Below are 19,713 nucleotides of genomic sequence, written 5' to 3' on the forward strand. Positions count from 1 at the left end.
GGGCTTTTTCATGCAATCATCGATTACTCGATGATTTTGGCTACGACGCCAGCGCCGACGGTACGACCGCCTTCACGGATAGCGAAACGCAGACCATCTTCCATTGCGATGGTTTTGATCAGGGTAACAGTCATTTGAATGTTATCACCCGGCATTACCATTTCAACGCCTTCTGGCAGCTCGCAGTTACCAGTCACGTCAGTAGTACGGAAGTAGAACTGTGGACGGTAGCCTTTGAAGAACGGAGTATGACGGCCGCCTTCTTCCTTGCTCAGAACATATACTTCTGCAGTGAACTTGGTGTGCGGCTTAACCGAACCCGGCTTAACCAGAACCTGACCACGCTCAACGTCGTCACGCTTAGTACCACGCAACAGAACGCCGCAGTTCTCGCCTGCACGACCTTCGTCAAGCAGCTTGCGGAACATTTCAACGCCGGTGCAAGTGGTAACAGTCGTGTCACGCAGACCAACGATTTCCAGCGGATCCTGAACGCGAACGATACCGCGCTCGATACGACCAGTCACAACAGTACCGCGACCAGAGATCGAGAATACGTCTTCGATTGGCATCAGGAACGGCTTGTCGGTCAGACGAACTGGTTCTGGGATGTAGCTGTCCAGAGTTTCAACCAGCTTACGAACGGCAGTGGTGCCCATTTCGTTTTCGTCGTTGCCTTCCAGAGCCATACGAGCAGAACCGATGATGATCGGAGTGTCGTCACCTGGGAAGTCGTAAGTGCTCAGCAGATCGCGCACTTCCATCTCAACCAGTTCCAGCAGCTCAGCGTCGTCTACCAGGTCAGCCTTGTTCAGGAAAACCACGATGTACGGAACGCCTACCTGACGGGACAGCAGGATGTGCTCACGGGTTTGTGGCATCGGACCATCAGCGGCCGAACAAACCAGGATCGCGCCGTCCATCTGGGCAGCACCAGTGATCATGTTCTTCACGTAGTCAGCGTGACCTGGGCAGTCAACGTGAGCGTAGTGACGAATTGTCGAGTTGTACTCAACGTGAGCAGTGTTGATGGTGATACCACGAGCTTTTTCTTCTGGCGCGCTGTCGATCTTGTCGAAGTCAACACGAGCAGAACCGAAAACTTCGGAGCAAACACGAGTCAGAGCTGCAGTCAGAGTGGTTTTACCATGGTCAACGTGACCGATAGTGCCAACGTTGACGTGCGGTAGGGAACGATCAAATTTTTCTTTAGCCACGACAATTAACTCCTTGCCTAAAGGACTGAACTAAATCAGCCTTGTTTTTTAGTAACAGCTTCGACGATGTGCGACGGCGCTGTATCGTATTTTTTGAATTCCATAGAGTAGCTTGCGCGACCCTGGGACATGGAACGAACGTCGGTTGCATAACCGAACATTTCACCCAACGGAACCTCAGCGCGGATAACCTTGCCAGAAACCGTATCTTCCATACCCTGAATCATGCCGCGACGACGATTCAAGTCGCCCATCACGTCACCCATATAGTCTTCTGGTGTAACAACCTCTACCGCCATGATCGGCTCAAGCAGCTCACCACCACCTTTGGTAGCCAGTTGCTTGGTCGCCATGGAAGCAGCCACCTTAAACGCCATCTCGTTGGAGTCGACGTCGTGGTAAGAACCATCAAACACGGTAGCCTTCAGGCCGATCAGCGGATAGCCGGCAACAACACCGTTCTTCATCTGCTCTTCGATACCCTTCTGGATAGCCGGGATGTATTCCTTAGGAACCACACCACCTACCACTTCGTTCACGAACTGCAGACCTTCCTGACCTTCGTCAGCAGGTGCAAAACGGATCCAGCAATGGCCAAACTGACCACGACCGCCGGACTGACGAACGAACTTGCCTTCGATCTCACAGCTCTTCGTGATGCGCTCACGATAAGAAACCTGAGGCTTACCGATGTTGGCTTCGACGTTGAACTCACGCTTCATCCGGTCTACCAGGATGTCGAGGTGCAATTCGCCCATGCCAGAGATGATCGTCTGACCAGTCTCTTCATCAGTTTTTACACGGAAAGATGGATCTTCCTGAGCAAGCTTGCCCAGTGCGATACCCATTTTTTCCTGGTCATCCTTGGTTTTAGGTTCAACGGCAACCGAAATAACCGGCTCCGGGAATTCCATACGAACCAGAATGATTGGCTTGTCAGCGGCGCACAGGGTATCACCAGTGGTGACATCCTTCATGCCGATCAAGGCCGCGATGTCACCAGCGCGCACTTCCTTGATCTCTTCACGGGCGTTTGCGTGCATTTGCACCATACGACCCACACGCTCTTTCTTGCCTTTAACCGAGTTGATCACGCCGTCACCGGAGTTCAACACGCCCGAATAAACACGGACAAAGGTCAAAGTACCCACGAATGGGTCAGTCGCAATCTTGAACGCCAAAGACGAGAACGGTTCAGCATCATCCGCGTGACGCTCCATCTCGATATTTTCGTCATCCGGATCAGAACCCTTGATGGCTGGAATATCGGTAGGCGCTGGCAGGTAATCGATCACAGCATCGAGAACCAGGGGAACACCCTTGTTCTTGAAGGAAGAACCACAAACAGCCAGAACGATCTCACCAGCGATAGTACGCTGACGCAGAGCCGCCTTGATTTCCGCGACGGTGAGCTCTTCACCTTCGAGGTACTTGTTCATCAGCTCTTCACTGGCTTCGGCCGCAGCCTCAACCATCTGGCTGCGCCACTCTTCAGCCAATTCCTGCATTTCAGCAGGGATAGCTTCACGACGCGGCGTCATGCCCTTGTCAGCATCGTTCCAGTAAACCGCTTCCATGGTCATCAGATCGATCTGACCCTGGAAGTTGTCTTCGGAACCGATAGCCAACTGGATAGGCACCGGAGTGTGACCCAGACGCTTCTTGATCTGACCTACTACGCGCAGGAAATCTGCACCAGCACGGTCCATCTTGTTTACGTAAACAAGACGCGGAACCCCGTACTTGTTGGCTTGACGCCATACGGTTTCAGACTGAGGCTCAACACCCGAGGTGCCGCAGAACACAACAACCGCGCCATCGAGTACACGCAGGGAACGTTCAACTTCAATCGTGAAGTCAACGTGGCCCGGGGTATCAATTACATTGAAACGGTAGTTGTCGTACTGCTTGGCAGAACCCTGCCAAAAGGTAGTGATCGCAGCAGAAGTAATGGTAATACCACGCTCCTGCTCCTGCACCATCCAGTCCGTGGTCGCGGCGCCGTCATGCACCTCGCCCATCTTGTGACTTTTGCCCGTGTAAAAAAGTACCCGCTCAGTAGTCGTGGTTTTACCCGCGTCCACGTGAGCACAGATACCAATGTTACGGTAGCGGTTAATCGGTGTAGTACGAGCCATAAAGCCCTCGCAAAGTGAGTAGCGCTGAAATTAGAAGCGGTAGTGCGAGAAAGCTTTGTTAGCTTCAGCCATACGGTGCACGTCTTCACGCTTCTTAACTGCTGCGCCTTTGCCTTCAGCAGCGTCCAACAGTTCGCCAGCCAAGCGCAAAGCCATAGACTTTTCGCCACGCTTGCGCGCGAAGTCTACCAACCAGCGCATGGCCAGAGCGTTACGACGGGACGGACGAACTTCGACCGGAACCTGGTAAGTAGCACCGCCTACACGGCGCGACTTCACTTCGACCAGCGGAGCGATGGCGTCGAGTGCTTTCTCGAAGAGTTCCAGGGGATCGCTGTTCTTACGCTCTTTAACCTTCTCCAGCGCGCCATAAACGATACGCTCGGCAACGGCTTTCTTGCCGCTTTCCATCACGTGGTTCATGAACTTGGCCAGGATTTGGCTTCCGTATTTTGGATCGTCAAGCACTTCGCGCTTGGCTGCTACGCGTCTTCTTGGCATGGATAAGCCCTCAAACGGTCTTCAGGTTAGCTCGGAACCATTGCATCTTGACGATGCACGTCCGACCTTACTCTTATCGACTCAGAAAAAAAGAAATCTGCATTATTTACCAGCTACCGAAAACTACTTCGGCTTCTTGGTACCGTACTTCGAGCGACCCTGGTTACGACCTTTAACGCCGGAAGTATCCAAAGAACCGCGAACGGTGTGATAACGAACACCTGGCAAGTCTTTTACACGACCGCCACGAATCAGTACCACGCTGTGCTCTTGCAGGTTGTGGCCTTCACCGCCGATGTACGAGGAAACCTCGAAACCGTTGGTCAGACGCACACGGCATACTTTACGCAGTGCCGAGTTAGGTTTTTTCGGCGTAGTTGTATACACACGAGTGCATACACCACGACGTTGCGGGCAGTTTTGCAGCGCAGGCACGTCGGATTTCTCGACGATACGCTTACGCGGCTGACGTACCAGCTGGTTGATAGTTGCCATCTACTAGCTCCACTGTTGTCTTGCGACGCTATTGTCTTGCAAGAAAAGCAAAATGGCAGGAACGAATTCCCGCCAAATTTAGGGGTACAAGAGTCTAAAGAGGATCTTGCCCCCAGTCAAGGCAAGGCCCCGACCTTCCGCATCATCAAACCTAGACTATTGGTCTCGATTCGATGAACGGAACAGCCAGGGCCCTTCCTTCATTTAGTACCGAACTCAGTTACCGCTTGAGTTCAGCGCTTCGGTCAGTGCAGCTTCCACTTCACTGGCGCTAACGCGCAATGGCTTGTCAGCATCACGGCGGCGCTTGCGCTCGCTGTGGTAAGCCAAACCAGTACCTGCCGGGATCAAACGACCCACGACAACGTTTTCTTTCAGGCCGCGCAGGTAATCGCGCTTACCCGTTACCGCTGCTTCGGTCAGAACGCGGGTTGTCTCTTGGAAAGAGGCCGCAGAGATGAACGATTCAGTCGACAACGATGCCTTGGTGATACCCAACAGAACACGCGTGAACTTGGAGACAAACTTGTCTTCAGTGCTCAGACGCTCGTTCTCGGTCAACACCTGCGTCAACTCCATCTGGTCACCCTTGATGAAGGAGGAGTCGCCAGACTCGGAAATTTCAACTTTACGCAGCATCTGACGCAGGATGGTCTCGATGTGCTTATCGTTGATTTTCACGCCTTGCAGACGGTAAACATCTTGAATCTCGTTAACGATGTACTTGGCCAGCGCACTCACACCCAGCAGACGCAGGATGTCATGCGGATCGCTAGGACCGTCGGAGATAACTTCGCCACGGTTCACTTGTTCGCCTTCGAAGACGTTCAGGTGACGCCACTTCGGAATCAGCTCTTCATACGGATCGCTACCATCGTTCGGGGTAATGACCAGACGGCGCTTGCCCTTGGTCTCTTTACCGAACGCGATTGTGCCGCTGACTTCAGCCAAAATCGAAGCTTCTTTTGGACGGCGCGCTTCGAACAAGTCAGCAACCCGCGGAAGACCACCGGTGATGTCTCGAGTTTTCGAAGTCTCTTGCGGAATACGAGCGATAACGTCACCGATCGCGATTTCCGCACCATCCGCCACACCAACCAAGGCGTTTGCAGGCAAGAAGTACTGTGCCGGTACGTCAGTACCTGGCAAGAGCAAGTCTTTGCCATCTACACCCACCATCTTCACAGCAGGACGGATATCCTTACCGGCAGCTGGACGGTCTTTGGCATCAAGCACTTCAATGTTGGTCATACCGGTCAATTCGTCAGTCTGACGCTTGATCGTGATGCCTTCTTCCATGCCCACGTAGGTCACGGTACCTTTCATTTCGGTAACGATTGGGTGAGTGTGCGGATCCCACTTGGCTACGATTGAGCCAGCATCGACCTTGTCACCCTCTTTAACCGAGATAACAGCACCGTAGGGCAGCTTGTAACGCTCACGCTCACGACCGAAGTCATCAGCGATCGCCAGCTCACCGGAACGCGAAACAGCGACCAGGCAGCCATCTACACGCTCAACGTGCTTCAGGTTGTGCAGACGGACAGTACCGCCATTCTTCACCTGGACGCTGTCAGCAGCCGAGGTCCGGCTAGCCGCACCACCGATGTGGAACGTACGCATTGTCAGCTGTGTACCTGGCTCACCGATCGACTGAGCGGCGATTACGCCGACAGCTTCACCAATGTTCACCTGGTGACCACGGGCCAGATCGCGGCCGTAGCACTTGGCGCAGATACCAAAACGGGTTTCGCAGCTGATTGGCGAGCGAACGATAACTTCGTCGATGCTGTTCAGCTCGATGAACTCAACCCATTTCTCGTCAACCAGAGTGCCAGCAGGAACGATAACTTCCTCAGTACCCGGCTTGAATACGTCGCGGGCGATCACTCGGCCCAATACGCGCTCACCCAACGGCTCTACAACGTCACCGCCTTCAATGTGCGGCGTCATCAGCAGACCGTGCTCGGTACCGCAATCAACTTCAGTTACAACCAGGTCTTGTGCGACGTCCACGAGACGACGAGTCAGGTAACCGGAGTTAGCCGTTTTCAAGGCCGTATCCGCGAGACCCTTACGAGCACCGTGAGTCGAGATGAAGTACTGAAGTACGCTCAAACCTTCACGGAAGTTCGCAGTGATCGGCGTTTCGATGATCGAGCCGTCCGGCTTGGCCATCAGACCACGCATACCGGCCAACTGACGGATCTGCGCAGCAGAACCACGAGCACCGGAGTCAGCCATCATGTACATCGAGTTGAACGACTCTTGCTCAACTTCATTGCCGTGACGATCGATAACCTTCTCTTTCGAGAGGTTCGACATCATCGCCTTGGAAACTTCATCGTTAGCTTTCGACCAAAGGTCGATTACCTTGTTGTACTTCTCGCCCTGAGTCACCAGGCCGGAGGCGTACTGACTTTCGATTTCTTTCACTTCATCGGTAGCAGCACCGATGATGCGGGCTTTTTCATCCGGGATAACGAAGTCGTTAACACCGATGGAAACGCCGGAAATAGTCGAGTAAGCAAAACCTGTGTACATCAACTGGTCAGCAAAGATCACAGTCTCTTTCAAGCCAACCACGCGGTAGCACTGGTTGATCAGTTTGGAGATTGCCTTTTTCTTCATTGGCAGGTTGACGACGTCGTAAGACAGACCTTTTGGGACAACTTGGAACAACAACGCACGGCCGACAGTCGTGTCGACGATACGGGTGTTGGTCACGCTGCCGCCATCACGATCATTGACGGTTTCGTTGATCCGCACCTTGACCTTAGCGTGCAGCGCAGCTTCGCCGGCGCGGAACACGCGGTCAACTTCCTGCAGGTCTGCGAATACACGACCTTCACCCTTGGCGTTGATCGCTTCGCGGGTCATGTAGTAAAGACCCAGTACAACGTCCTGCGAAGGAACGATGATTGGCTCACCGTTGGCTGGCGACAGAATGTTGTTGGTCGACATCATCAATGCACGCGCTTCCAGCTGGGCTTCCAGCGTCAGCGGTACGTGCACGGCCATTTGGTCGCCGTCGAAGTCGGCGTTGTACGCAGCACAAACCAGAGGGTGAAGCTGAATAGCCTTACCTTCGATCAGTACTGGTTCAAATGCCTGGATACCCAAACGGTGCAAGGTTGGCGCACGGTTAAGAAGTACCGGGTGTTCGCGAATGACTTCGGCAAGAACGTCCCAAACTTCAGGCAGCTCGCGCTCAACCATTTTCTTGGCGGCTTTAATAGTGGTAGCGAGACCACGCATTTCAAGCTTGCCAAAAATGAACGGCTTGAACAGCTCAAGGGCCATTTTCTTCGGCAGACCGCACTGGTGCAGACGCAAGGTCGGACCTACGGTAATTACCGAACGACCCGAATAGTCAACGCGCTTACCGAGCAAGTTCTGACGGAAACGACCTTGCTTACCCTTGATCATGTCAGCCAGGGATTTCAGAGGACGCTTGTTAGAACCGGTAATGGCACGGCCGCGACGACCGTTGTCGAGCAGGGCATCGACAGCTTCCTGCAACATACGTTTTTCGTTACGCACGATGATGTCCGGTGCGGACAGATCAAGCAGGCGCTTCAAACGGTTATTACGGTTGATCACGCGACGATACAGGTCGTTGAGGTCGGAGGTCGCAAAACGACCGCCATCCAACGGAACCAGAGGACGCAGATCTGGCGGCAGTACTGGCAAAACAGTCAGAACCATCCACTCTGGCAAGTTGCCGGAGCCTTGGAAGGCTTCCATCAACTTCAGACGCTTGGACAGTTTTTTAATCTTGGTTTCAGAGTTGGTTTGCGGAATCTCTTCGCGCAGACGACCAATCTCATGCTCCAGATCGATAGCGTGCAACAGTTCGCGAACAGCTTCGGCACCCATACGGGCATCGAAATCGTCACCAAACTCTTCCAGCGCTTCGAAATACTGCTCATCGTTCAGCAGCTGACCTTTTTCCAGCGTGGTCATGCCCGGATCGATAACGACGTAGCTCTCGAAATAGAGAACGCGCTCGATATCACGCAGGGTCATGTCCATCAGCAAACCGATACGGGACGGTAGCGACTTCAGGAACCAGATGTGGGCTACTGGCGAAGCCAGTTCAATGTGGGCCATGCGCTCACGACGGACCTTGGCCAGCGCAACTTCAACGCCGCACTTCTCACAGATCACACCGCGGTGCTTCAAGCGCTTGTACTTACCGCACAGGCACTCGTAATCCTTTACCGGGCCAAAGATTTTGGCGCAGAACAGGCCGTCACGCTCAGGCTTGAACGTACGGTAGTTGATGGTTTCCGGCTTTTTAACTTCACCGAACGACCACGAACGGATCATCTCAGGCGATGCCAATCCAATACGGATGGCGTCGAACTCTTCGACTTGACCCTGGTTTTTCAGCAAATTCAGTAGGTCTTTCAAGGCCTTTCCTCCTGGCGGAGCAGAGAGCGGGCAGTACAGCCCCGCTCTCGATTCGCGTCACGTGTTATTCGGTTTCCAGATCGATATCGATGCCGAGGGAACGAATTTCTTTGATCAACACGTTGAAGGACTCGGGCATGCCCGGCTCCATACGGTGATCGCCGTCCACGATGTTTTTGTACATCTTGGTACGACCGTTCACATCGTCCGACTTCACTGTGAGCATTTCTTGCAGAGTGTATGCCGCGCCATAGGCTTCCAGCGCCCAGACCTCCATCTCCCCGAAACGCTGACCACCGAACTGCGCCTTACCACCCAACGGCTGTTGAGTAACCAGGCTGTAAGAACCGGTAGAACGAGCATGCATCTTGTCGTCTACCAAGTGGTTCAGTTTCAGCATGTACATGTAGCCAACGGTAACCGGACGCTCAAACTTGTTGCCGGTACGACCGTCAGTCAGCTGCATCTGGCCGCTGTCGGGCAGATCTGCCAAGCGCAGCATGGCCTTGATTTCGCTTTCCTTGGCACCGTCAAACACCGGGGTAGCCATAGGAACACCGCCGCGAAGGTTCTTCGCCAGATCAAGAATTTCCTGATCAGAGAAGTCATCCAGGCTTTCTTGACGACCGCCAATTTCGTTGTAGATCTCATGCAGGAACTTACGCAGGTCTGCAACCTTGCGCTGCTCCTCGATCATGAGGTTGATCTTCTCGCCCAACCCTTTGGCTGCAAGGCCCAAGTGAGTTTCAAGAATCTGACCAACGTTCATACGCGATGGTACGCCCAACGGGTTGAGGACAACATCAACCGGGGTACCATTGGCATCGTACGGCATGTCTTCAACCGGCATGATCACGGAGACCACACCTTTGTTACCGTGACGACCAGCCATCTTGTCACCCGGCTGGATGCGACGGCGAATTGCCAGGTAAACCTTGACGATTTTCAACACGCCTGGAGCCAGGTCATCGCCTTGCTGCAGCTTGCGTTTCTTATCTTCGAACTTGTCATCCAGCAGACGACGACGGTCGATGATGTAAGCCTGAGCCTTTTCAAGTTGCTCGTTCAGAGCATCTTCAGCCATGCGCAGCTTGAACCACTGTCCATGCTCAAGACCATCCAGGACCTCATTGGTGATTTCCTGGCCTTTCTTGAGACCAGCACCACCTTCGGCAATGTTACCCACCAATGCAGAGCGCAGACGTTCGAAAGTTGCACCTTCAACGATACGGAACTCTTCGTTCAGATCCTTGCGGATTTCGTCCAGCTGGGTTTTTTCGATCGAGAGTGCACGAGCGTCACGCTCAACGCCGTCGCGGGTGAAAACCTGAACGTCAATGACAGTACCTTTGGTGCCGGTCGGCACACGCAGAGAAGTGTCTTTTACGTCGCTGGCTTTTTCACCGAAGATTGCGCGCAAGAGCTTCTCTTCTGGCGTCAGCTGCGTCTCACCTTTCGGTGTCACTTTACCAACCAGAATGTCGCCCGGGCCGACTTCAGCGCCCACATAAACGATACCGGCCTCATCCAGCTTATTCAGAGCAGCTTCACCGACGTTCGGGATGTCTGCAGTGATTTCCTCTGGACCAAGCTTGGTGTCACGAGCCACACAGGTCAGTTCCTGAATGTGGATCGTGGTGAAACGGTCTTCCTGAACGACACGTTCCGACAGGCAGATGGAGTCTTCGAAGTTGAAGCCGTTCCATGCCATGAAGGCAATACGCATGTTCTGACCCAGAGCCAGTTCACCCATGTCGGTGGACGGACCGTCGGCCATGATGTCACTACGCTGGACCCGATCACCTTTGCGAACCAGCGGACGCTGGTTGATGCAGGTGTTCTGGTTGGAGCGCGTGTACTTGGTCAGGTTGTAGATATCGACACCGGCTTCACCGGTTTCAACTTCATCATCTGCAACGCGAACAACGATACGACTTGCATCCACGGAGTCAATAACGCCACCACGACGGGCTACAACACAAACCCCCGAGTCTCGCGCTACGTTACGCTCCATACCAGTACCCACCAGCGGCTTGTCAGCACGCAGTGTTGGTACAGCTTGACGCTGCATGTTCGAACCCATCAATGCACGGTTGGCATCGTCATGCTCAAGGAACGGAATCAGCGACGCAGCAACCGAAACTACCTGCTTCGGCGACACGTCCATCAAGGTGACGTCTTCCGGCGCCTTAACGGTGAATTCGTTCAAGTGACGAACAGCTACCAGCTCATCGATCAGGACTTTCTGATCGTTCATGGTGGCCGAAGCCTGAGCAATAACGTGATCTGCTTCTTCAATGGCAGACAGGAACACGATCTCGTCGGTTACTACGCCTTCTTTCACAACACGGTACGGGCTCTCAAGGAAACCATACTGGTTGGTGCGGGCGTAAGCAGCCAATGAGTTGATCAGACCGATGTTCGGACCTTCCGGTGTTTCAATCGGGCATACACGACCGTAGTGAGTCGGGTGTACGTCACGAACTTCAAAGCCAGCACGCTCACGTGTCAAACCACCTGGGCCCAGTGCAGAGACACGGCGCTTGTGGGTGATTTCGGAAAGCGGGTTGTTTTGGTCCATGAACTGCGAAAGCTGGCTGGAGCCAAAGAACTCTTTCACCGCCGCAGCAACTGGCTTGGCGTTGATGAGGTCTTGCGGCATCAGGCCTTCGCTTTCTGCCATCGACAGACGCTCTTTAACTGCACGCTCAACACGCACCAGACCAACACGGAACTGGTTTTCAGCCATCTCGCCAACGCAGCGAACACGACGGTTACCCAAGTGGTCGATGTCATCGACGATGCCTTTACCGTTACGGATGTCGACCAGAGTCTTCAACACTGCAACGATGTCTTCCTTGCACAGCACACCCGAACCTTCGATTTCGGTACGACCGATACGACGGTTGAACTTCATTCGGCCGACCGCAGACAGGTCATAACGCTCAGGGCTGAAGAACAGGTTGTTGAACAGGGTCTCGGCAGCGTCTTTGGTTGGTGGCTCGCCAGGACGCATCATGCGATAGATTTCGACCAGCGCTTCCAATTGGTTGCTGGTGGAATCAATTTTCAGCGTGTCCGAAACAAACGGACCACAGTCGATGTCGTTGGTGTACAACGTTTCGATACGGACAACCTGGCTCTTGGCAACTTTTGCCAGAATTTCAGTGGTCAGTTCGGTGTTGCACTCGGCAATGATTTCGCCGGTAGCCGGATGCACGATTGCCTTGGCCGTCGTGCGACCCAGGACATAGTCCAGAGGCATTACGAGCTCTTTGACACCGGCTTTTTCCAGCTGGTTAATATGGCGAGCAGTAATACGACGGCCTTGCTCGACAATCACTTTGCCCTTGTCATCCATAATATCGATGACCGCGATTTCACCGCGCAGACGCTGAGGTACCAGCTCCAGGCTGATGCTCTCACCTTGAACGTGGAATACGTTCGTGGTGTAGAACGCTTCAAGCACCTGTTCAGTGGTATAACCCAATGCGCGCAGAAGCACGGACGCAGGCAATTTGCGACGACGGTCGATACGTACGAATACGCAGTCTTTCGGGTCGAACTCGAAATCCAACCACGAACCACGGTAAGGAATGATACGCGCGGAATAAAGCAGCTTACCGGAGCTGTGCGTCTTGCCGCGGTCGTGGTCGAAGAACACGCCCGGGGAACGGTGCAGCTGGGAAACAATTACACGCTCGGTACCGTTAATAACGAAGGTACCGTTTTCAGTCATCAATGGGATTTCGCCCATGTAGACTTCTTGCTCTTTGATGTCCTTGATCGCTTTGTTCGACGATTCTTTGTCGAAAATGATCAAGCGAACTTTAACCCGCAAAGGTACGGCGTAAGTTACACCGCGCAACACGCATTCTTTGACATCAAATGCCGGTTCACCCAAACGATAACCCACATACTCCAGCGCAGCATTGCCGGAGTAGCTGATGATCGGGAAAACGGATTTGAAGGCCGCATGCAGGCCCACGTCGCGGAACTGATCTTTAGTCGCTCCCGCCTGCAAGAATTCACGATACGAATCCAGCTGGATTGCCAAGAGATACGGCACATCCATGACGTCCGGCAACTTGCTAAAGTCCTTGCGGATACGTTTTTTCTCAGTATATGAGTAAGCCATCAGCGTTCCCCAGCTTGGTCACCTGCTTGTTTGGCCCCTCCCGACGGGAGCAGCCAGAAAATCGTGCAAACCCCTTGGTTTGCTCCACCGCACAGGGTGGTTACAGCACGTTAAAAGCACCGACCCAGTCGGAAGCCAATAACGGAAAAAGGCCGGTGGCAAGAGCCACCAGCCATCAGCCTCAGCTTAACGCTTGGGCTGGAGACGCAAGGTCGATGCTTACTTCAGCTCGACTTTAGCGCCTGCTTCTTCCAAGGTAGCCTTGGCTTTGTCAGCTGCGTCTTTAGCAACAGCTTCCAGAACCATAGCTGGAGCGCCGTCAACTACTGCCTTGGCTTCTTTCAAGCCCAGACCGGTCAGCTCACGTACAGCCTTGATCACGTTAACTTTCTTCTCGCCAGCTTCAGTCAGCATAACGTTGAATTCAGTTTGCTCTTCAACAACAGCAGCGGCAGCAGCAGGACCAGCAGAAGCAGCAGCAGCGGAAACGCCGAACTTCTCTTCCATTGCCTTGATCAGCTCAACGATTTCCAGAACGGATTTTTCGCCGATTGCTTCGATGATTTGCTCGTTAGTCAGAGACATGACTATAAATTCCTGTATTGGGGTGACAGCCTAGGTGGCCATCGAAATAAACAATAAACGCTGAAAGAAATCGCTTAGCTTTAAGCTGCAGCGGCTTCTTTCTGGTCGCGAAGTGCTGCCAGTGTACGAGCCAATTTGCTGGTTGCGCCTTGAATCACGCTCATCAGCTGAGAAATTGCTTCGTCACGGGTCGGCAGGCTTGCCAGTACGTCGATCTGATTAGCTGCGAGGAACTTGCCCTCGAACGCAGCTGCCTTGATCTCGAACTTATCCTGACCTTTTGCGAACTCTTTGAACAAACGGGCAGCAGCGCCAGGATGTTCATTCGAGAATGCAATCAAGGTCGGGCCAGTGAACACGTCGTTGAGGACACTGTATTCAGTGTCAGCAACAGCGCGCTTCAGCAGTGTGTTACGTACAACACGTACGTAAACACCAGCTTCACGAGCCTCTTTACGGAGTCCGGTCATAGCGCCAACTGTCACGCCGCGGGCATCAGCCACAACAGCAGACAGGGCAACTTTGGCAGCCTCGTTGACTTCAGCGACGATGGCCTTCTTGTCTTCGAGTTTAATTGCCACGGGTTTAACTCCTGCTTGTTACCGTTTCATCCAACCGAAGCCGGATGTCGTTTTGGTGTCTGATTCGGTAAGGAACCGGGAGCACCATCTGCGTAGGCTTGAGGTTTAAGACTTGCGTCGCCTACGGTCTTGGATAGCCCCCGCCAGGCAGGGACCCCAATCTTTCAACCAATGCATTTAAAGCACCGGATTTGTCTTACGCGTCCAGAGAACCTTGGTCGATGACCAAGCCTGGGCCCATGGTGGTGCTCAGGGTAACGCGCTTGACGTAAATGCCTTTAGAAGAAGCTGGCTTGATACGCTTCAGATCAGCGATCAGGGCCTCAACGTTTTCCTTCAGCTGAACGGCGTCAAAACCGATCTTGCCAACGGAAGTGTGAATGATACCGTTTTTGTCAGTGCGATAACGAACCTGACCAGCTTTAGCGTTTTTAACTGCTGTCGCTACGTCTGGAGTTACTGTACCAACCTTAGGGTTAGGCATCAGACCACGAGGACCGAGGATTTGACCCAACTGACCTACAACACGCATTGCATCCGGAGAAGCAATAACTACGTCATAGTTCAGATCGCCGCCTTTCATTTCAGCAGCCAGATCGTCCATACCTACGCGATCAGCACCTGCAGCCAGAGCAGCTTCAGCAGCTGGGCCCTGAGTGAAGACAGCTACGCGTACAGTCTTGCCAGTGCCGTGAGGCAACACAGTTGCGCTACGAACAACCTGGTCAGATTTACGCGGGTCTACGCCCAAGTTTACGGCGATATCAAAGGACTCGCTGAATTTTACAGTCGACAGCTCAGCCAGCAAAGCAGCAGCGTCTACAAAGTTGTAAGACTTGCCAGCTTCAATTTTACCGGCGATTGCCTTTTGACGCTTAGTCAGCTTAGCCATTACACACCCTCCACGTTAAGGCCCATGCTACGAGCAGAACCGGCGATGGTACGCACGGCTGCTTCCATATCAGCTGCAGTCAGATCCGCGTTTTTGGTTTTCGCGATTTCTTCCAGCTGAGCACGAGTAACGGTGCCAACCTTAACGGTGTTTGGACGAGCGGAACCGCTAGTCAAACCGGCGGCCTTCTTCAGCAGAACCGAAGCAGGTGTCGATTTGGTTTCGAACGTGAAGCTACGGTCGCTGTAAACGGTGATGATCACAGGGGTCGGCAAGCCTGGCTCAACACCCTGAGTACGGGCGTTGAAAGCTTTGCAGAACTCCATGATGTTCACGCCGTGCTGACCCAAAGCTGGACCAACAGGTGGGCTTGGGTTGGCCTGAGCGGCCTTTACTTGCAGCTTGATGTAAGCGGTAATCTTCTTGGCCATGAGGCACTCCAATTACGGGTTCAGACGCCTAAAAGGCTCCCCGGCTACTTGCGTGTTTATCCCAGTGACGACAAAACCCCACAGCCGAAGCCATGGGGTTGGGATACGTATTCAGCTAGACCTTTTCGACCTGACTGAATTCAAGCTCTACCGGAGTAGAGCGACCGAAAATGAGCACAGCGACTTGGATGCGGCTCTTTTCGTAGTTAACTTCTTCAACTGTGCCATTGAAATCAGCGAAAGGACCGTCAGTAACACGAACGACCTCACCCGGCTCAAACAGAGTCTTTGGCTTGGGCTTATCACTGCCATCAGCAACGCGACGCAGAATGGATTCTGCCTCTTTATCAGTGATCGGTGCTGGCTTATCAGCAGTGCCACCAATAAAGCCCATGACACGAGGAGTATCCTTGACCAAATGCCAAGTACCTTCGTTCATGTCCATCTGGACAAGGACATAGCCTGGAAAGAATTTGCGTTCACTTTTGCGCTTCTGGCCATTACGCATTTCAACCACTTCTTCAGTGGGAACCAGAATTTCGCCGAAGCCATCTTCCATGCCTGCCAGCTTGATGCGCTCAATCAAAGAGCGCATAACATGCTTTTCGTAACCCGAATAAGCATGCACAACGTACCAACGCTTAGCCACGGGACACCCTTAGCCAACAATCAAGGAAACGAGCCAACCGAGCAGGGAATCGAGCCCCCACAACAGCAACGCCATAACAAGAACAACAGCCACAACAATTAAAGTGGTCTGCGTAGTTTCTTGACGGGTTGGCCATACGACTTTACGAATCTCAGTGCGAGCTTCCTTTACCAGGACAGCGAACGACTTACCTTTTGCTGTCTGCAACCCAACATAGGCGGCGACGGCAGCAAGAACAAGAAGCGCAATGACACGATACAGAATCGGCGAACCAGAATAATACTGATTCCCAACAACGCCAACCACCACAAGGGCAACCACAGCCAGCCACTTGAGGAGATCGAAGCGAGAGCCTTGAACTTCAGCCTTGGGAGTCATCAAAGAAGGATCCTGTGAAAAGAAAGCCAGACGCATTGAGCGAATCTGGCAGGTCAGGAGGGAATCGAACCCCCAACCTACGGTTTTGGAGACCGTCGCTCTGCCAATTGAGCTACTGACCTATAACATTATCGAGCCGCCAATTATGCAGGCCCGAGAGAGACTTTTCAACAACCAATGCACTGCCTTTGCCAAAAAGCCACCTAAGCACCTAATGACAGCACGAGCAGCAGAATGCGAGCCACCCACAAAGCAATTGCAAATCGGAGCAGTCATGCAACCAGCGCACAACCAGCAAACACTCCGAACAGACTTTCCAGCCTGTTAAAACAAAGGCAGATACTTTCATATCTGCCTTTGCAATATGGAGCTCTTGAGCGGATTTGAACCGCTGACCTCACCCTTACCAAGGGTGTGCTCTACCAACTGAGCTACAAGAGCGAAACCACATTAAACCAGCATGTATGGAGCGGGTGGCGGGAATCGAACCCGCATCATCAGCTTGGAAGGCTGAGGTTCTACCACTAAACTACACCCGCAAATCATGCTGGTTTACATAAATATGGTGGAGGGGGAAGGATTCGAACCTTCGAAGTCGTAGACGTCAGATTTACAGTCTGATCCCTTTGGCCACTCGGGAACCCCTCCTGAGCTGAGCGGGATTATACAGCATCCCAACCCTGTGTCAACCACTTTCTTAATAAAATCATAAGCTTAGCGTTTTGACTCACTTCACAACAAAACCAAGTTTGATTATCACTGCGGAGCGGGCGCCATTCTATGCAAACGAACCGCCTACCGCAACCCCTAACATGGTTTTTTTTCAAATCTTAAGTACTTGAATTCATTCATAAGATTCAATAATTTTTGCTCGCCTCTCAACGCAGTTGGGGGCCCAATGACTCTAAAGAGTCCCCTATCCCCAACCTGCTCAACCTGCAATTCCTTCTCCATCAACTTCAAGAGTGTCTCCTTGTCCACAGCTCCTGCCTCTGAGCCTCTCAGATATAGGCACTCACCATCCACTGACAGCTTTGCTGCATCGACCTCATTGATAAGCTGTATTCCTTGCTTGCTCCCTTTATATGCAGACAAAGAGGCCACCTCCTTGATCCTCAGAGGCGCTGCTTGGTGATGCCAGATGAAATAAAAGATATTTAGCACCATTAACAATAGAAACAGCCAACGCATAGCCACCTCAAGAAAATGGACAGGCAACCGCCAATCCAACGAACACCAGATCTTTAATCACCCTGGCATCAACGACCACATCTGCAACCAGATCTGCATCGCCACCGGTAAGGAAAACCCTATAATCGTCCCCCCAATACTCGCGTGCCAATTGAACCTGGGCGGATACAAAACCTCGCAACATTAGCAGGCAACCCCGTTCCACCGCCTCAATTGTCGTATTAGCTGGTTCCAAACACTGCAATGCACCTTTCGCCGATGCAGCGTCATACCTGATACGTCGTGTGTGAGTTTGCAATTGATTGCGCATAAGTGAGAGACCTGGGCATATAAATCCGCCCTTATGCTGCCCATCAGAATCCACAAAATCCGCAGTAACCGCCGTTCCTAAATCGAGAACCAAGCACGGCCCTCCGGACAATTTGTACCCACCCACCATCGCGAGCCATCGATCCAACCCTAAACGCTCAAAGTCTTTATAACCATTTGTTACACCCGCAAGCATTGATGCAGGGGCAACACAGTCGACCTCAACGGAAAACTCAGAGGCAATTGCAGCAACCAGATTCGATGTTTCGACATCACTGCGCACACTCACCATACGGCAGCGCGTGATACTCAATTCTGGACAAGCCAGAATCTCAACGATCAATCCTTCTGGGGAATCCGCCACTCCACCACTTACCGGCCCTTCAGAATCCAGAACTCGCCATTTGATGAAACTATTTCCGCAATCGAGCTCAAGAATCATGGCGCAATCTCAAACTCAGCTCGCCACCACTGTATGTTTTTAACTCATCATTGACCCTCAAACGCAATGCCCCTTGCTGATCAACACCTATGACAACTCCATCTACTTGGTGCAGCCCAGCCATCAATGAAACCTCTCGACCTTGCCACACGTGATTCTTTTCCCATTCATCATGAAACGAAGAGAAACCGGTGATTGCGTGAGATTTCAAATACTCCTTTAGCCGCATACTCAGCGCAGTTATAACCTCATTACGCGCAAACATCTTGCCAGTTTCCAGACTCATCGACGTCCAAGGCTGCCCCACACCCACAGCCGTTGTCATATTGACATTGATACCAATACCCACCGCCACATGACAAACATCTGCTGGATCACCTACCAACTCAAGCAATATCCCAGCAATTTTCTTGTCACAAACCAATATATCGTTTGGCCATTTCAGGCCCGCAGTCATTACGTCAAAACCCTTTAGCGTATTCAATACCGCTAGACCGACAACAAGACTTAACGCTTCAAGTTGGCGCAAACCACCATCGACCCGCAACACTAAGCTGTAGTAAACATTTTGCCCAAATGGACTTATCCAATGCCGGCCTCTACGCCCTCGCCCGGCACTTTGCTGCTCAGCCGAAATTACAAAAGGCGCCGAAACTCCTTTATTGATCTGACGAAATGCCTCTGCATTGGTTGAGTCTACTATTTCGTAGATATGGACTGGATAGCAGCTTCCCGAGACTCCCTCTTGATCGAGAAGATCTACAGGGGATGCTAATTTGTAACCCCGACCACGAACCTTATGGATGGGCAGATTCATTTCTGCCTGCAGCTTTTGCAACTGCTTCCATACCGCACTGCGACTAATGCCCAATTGAGCACCTAAGGCTTGCCCCGAGTGGAAGCGACCATCTTTAAGGAGTTTCAACAACGTCAGCATGCAAGTATCGCCTCACAATCAAGCACGCATCATAACGATGAGCTCAAGGATTGCATAGGAGTCGGAAAGCGTGTGGAGTTGAGGATGAGGGAGTCCAGCAGAGATAACCTGAAGGCTCTTTTTCAGGCACAAAAACAAAATCCCTGTCTGCGTGAGCAGACAGGGATTTCGGAATTTAATCTTGACGATGACCTACTCTCACATGGGGAAACCCCACACTACCATCGGCGATGCATCGTTTCACTGCTGAGTTCGGGATGGGATCAGGTGGTTCCAATGCTCTATGGTCGTCAAGAAATTCGGTAGCCGGTGCGTTTACCTTACGGTCAACGTTCCAGCGAATGGGTATGTAATAGAGTGGTGTTTTGTGAGGTGCAAACTTTCGGTTTGTATCGTCTTCACACACCGCAATC

15 protein-coding genes, 4 tRNA genes and 1 rRNA gene are annotated in these 19,713 nt (G+C 52.5%); all 20 read right to left on the bottom strand.

The window, feature by feature from the left end:
- Window positions 1-23: 23 nt before the first annotated feature.
- Window positions 24-1,217 (bottom strand): elongation factor Tu, encoded by a 1,194-nt coding sequence (tuf, locus tag BKD70_RS08625; RefSeq protein WP_005791980.1) that lies wholly within the window; start codon window positions 1,215-1,217, stop codon window positions 24-26.
- 35 nt (window positions 1,218-1,252) lie between these two features.
- Entirely contained in the window at window positions 1,253-3,355 is a 2,103-nt protein-coding gene (gene fusA, locus BKD70_RS08630) for an elongation factor G (RefSeq protein ID WP_047277898.1), read from the bottom strand.
- A gap of 30 nt (window positions 3,356-3,385) precedes the next feature.
- Complete coding sequence (gene rpsG / locus BKD70_RS08635) at window positions 3,386-3,856, bottom strand: 30S ribosomal protein S7 (RefSeq protein WP_016779172.1); 471 nt, start codon at window positions 3,854-3,856, stop codon at window positions 3,386-3,388.
- 123 nt (window positions 3,857-3,979) lie between these two features.
- Window positions 3,980-4,351, bottom strand: a complete 372-nt coding sequence (rpsL, locus tag BKD70_RS08640; protein ID WP_002555494.1) for a 30S ribosomal protein S12 — start codon at window positions 4,349-4,351, stop codon at window positions 3,980-3,982.
- A gap of 216 nt (window positions 4,352-4,567) precedes the next feature.
- A complete protein-coding gene (rpoC, locus tag BKD70_RS08645) occupies window positions 4,568-8,767 on the bottom strand; it encodes a DNA-directed RNA polymerase subunit beta' (protein ID WP_047277900.1) in 4,200 nt (1,399 codons plus the stop codon).
- 64 nt (window positions 8,768-8,831) lie between these two features.
- Window positions 8,832-12,905, bottom strand: coding sequence for a DNA-directed RNA polymerase subunit beta (rpoB, locus tag BKD70_RS08650; protein ID WP_047277902.1), 4,074 nt, complete (start codon window positions 12,903-12,905; stop codon window positions 8,832-8,834).
- Window positions 12,906-13,124: 219 nt separating this feature from the next.
- Window positions 13,125-13,490: a 50S ribosomal protein L7/L12 gene (gene rplL, locus BKD70_RS08655; RefSeq protein ID WP_047277905.1), complete on the bottom strand. Its 366-nt coding sequence runs from the start codon at window positions 13,488-13,490 to the stop codon at window positions 13,125-13,127.
- Between the two features lie 80 nt (window positions 13,491-13,570).
- On the bottom strand, window positions 13,571-14,071 hold the full coding sequence (rplJ, locus tag BKD70_RS08660; protein WP_003444392.1) for a 50S ribosomal protein L10: 501 nt from the start codon (window positions 14,069-14,071) through the stop codon (window positions 13,571-13,573).
- Between the two features lie 196 nt (window positions 14,072-14,267).
- Window positions 14,268-14,963: a 50S ribosomal protein L1 gene (gene rplA, locus BKD70_RS08665; protein ID WP_016779167.1), complete on the bottom strand. Its 696-nt coding sequence runs from the start codon at window positions 14,961-14,963 to the stop codon at window positions 14,268-14,270.
- Window positions 14,963-15,394 (bottom strand): 50S ribosomal protein L11, encoded by a 432-nt coding sequence (gene rplK, locus BKD70_RS08670; protein ID WP_047277907.1) that lies wholly within the window; start codon window positions 15,392-15,394, stop codon window positions 14,963-14,965. Before rplK ends, rplA begins: the two co-directional genes overlap by 1 nt.
- A 115-nt stretch (window positions 15,395-15,509) precedes the next feature.
- Entirely contained in the window at window positions 15,510-16,043 is a 534-nt protein-coding gene (gene nusG, locus BKD70_RS08675; RefSeq protein WP_047277909.1) for a transcription termination/antitermination protein NusG, read from the bottom strand.
- Between the two features lie 9 nt (window positions 16,044-16,052).
- Window positions 16,053-16,421, bottom strand: a complete 369-nt coding sequence (gene secE, locus BKD70_RS08680) for a preprotein translocase subunit SecE (protein WP_047277911.1) — start codon at window positions 16,419-16,421, stop codon at window positions 16,053-16,055.
- Window positions 16,422-16,467: 46 nt separating this feature from the next.
- Window positions 16,468-16,543 (bottom strand) — tRNA-Trp (locus BKD70_RS08685).
- A gap of 243 nt (window positions 16,544-16,786) precedes the next feature.
- Window positions 16,787-16,862 (bottom strand) — tRNA-Thr (locus BKD70_RS08690).
- A 24-nt stretch (window positions 16,863-16,886) separates the two neighbouring features.
- Window positions 16,887-16,960: transfer RNA gene (locus BKD70_RS08695), tRNA-Gly, on the bottom strand.
- 24 nt (window positions 16,961-16,984) lie between these two features.
- Window positions 16,985-17,069, bottom strand: a tRNA-Tyr gene (locus tag BKD70_RS08700).
- Window positions 17,070-17,228: 159 nt separating this feature from the next.
- Complete coding sequence (locus tag BKD70_RS08705; protein ID WP_238591627.1) at window positions 17,229-17,516, bottom strand: hypothetical protein; 288 nt, start codon at window positions 17,514-17,516, stop codon at window positions 17,229-17,231.
- 103 nt (window positions 17,517-17,619) lie between these two features.
- Complete coding sequence (locus tag BKD70_RS08710) at window positions 17,620-18,363, bottom strand: pantothenate kinase (protein ID WP_047277915.1); 744 nt, start codon at window positions 18,361-18,363, stop codon at window positions 17,620-17,622.
- On the bottom strand, window positions 18,353-19,300 hold the full coding sequence (gene birA, locus BKD70_RS08715; protein WP_047277917.1) for a bifunctional biotin--[acetyl-CoA-carboxylase] ligase/biotin operon repressor BirA: 948 nt from the start codon (window positions 19,298-19,300) through the stop codon (window positions 18,353-18,355). The genes BKD70_RS08710 and birA overlap by 11 nt, the downstream gene beginning before the upstream one ends.
- 179 nt (window positions 19,301-19,479) lie before the next feature.
- A 5S ribosomal RNA gene (rrf, locus tag BKD70_RS08720) occupies window positions 19,480-19,595 on the bottom strand.
- Window positions 19,596-19,713: the final 118 nt, after the last annotated feature.

It is taken from the genome of Pseudomonas sp. BS-2016 (genome assembly GCF_001806145.1).
In the GTDB taxonomy this organism is placed as follows: Bacteria; Pseudomonadota; Gammaproteobacteria; order Pseudomonadales; family Pseudomonadaceae; genus Aquipseudomonas; species Aquipseudomonas lundensis.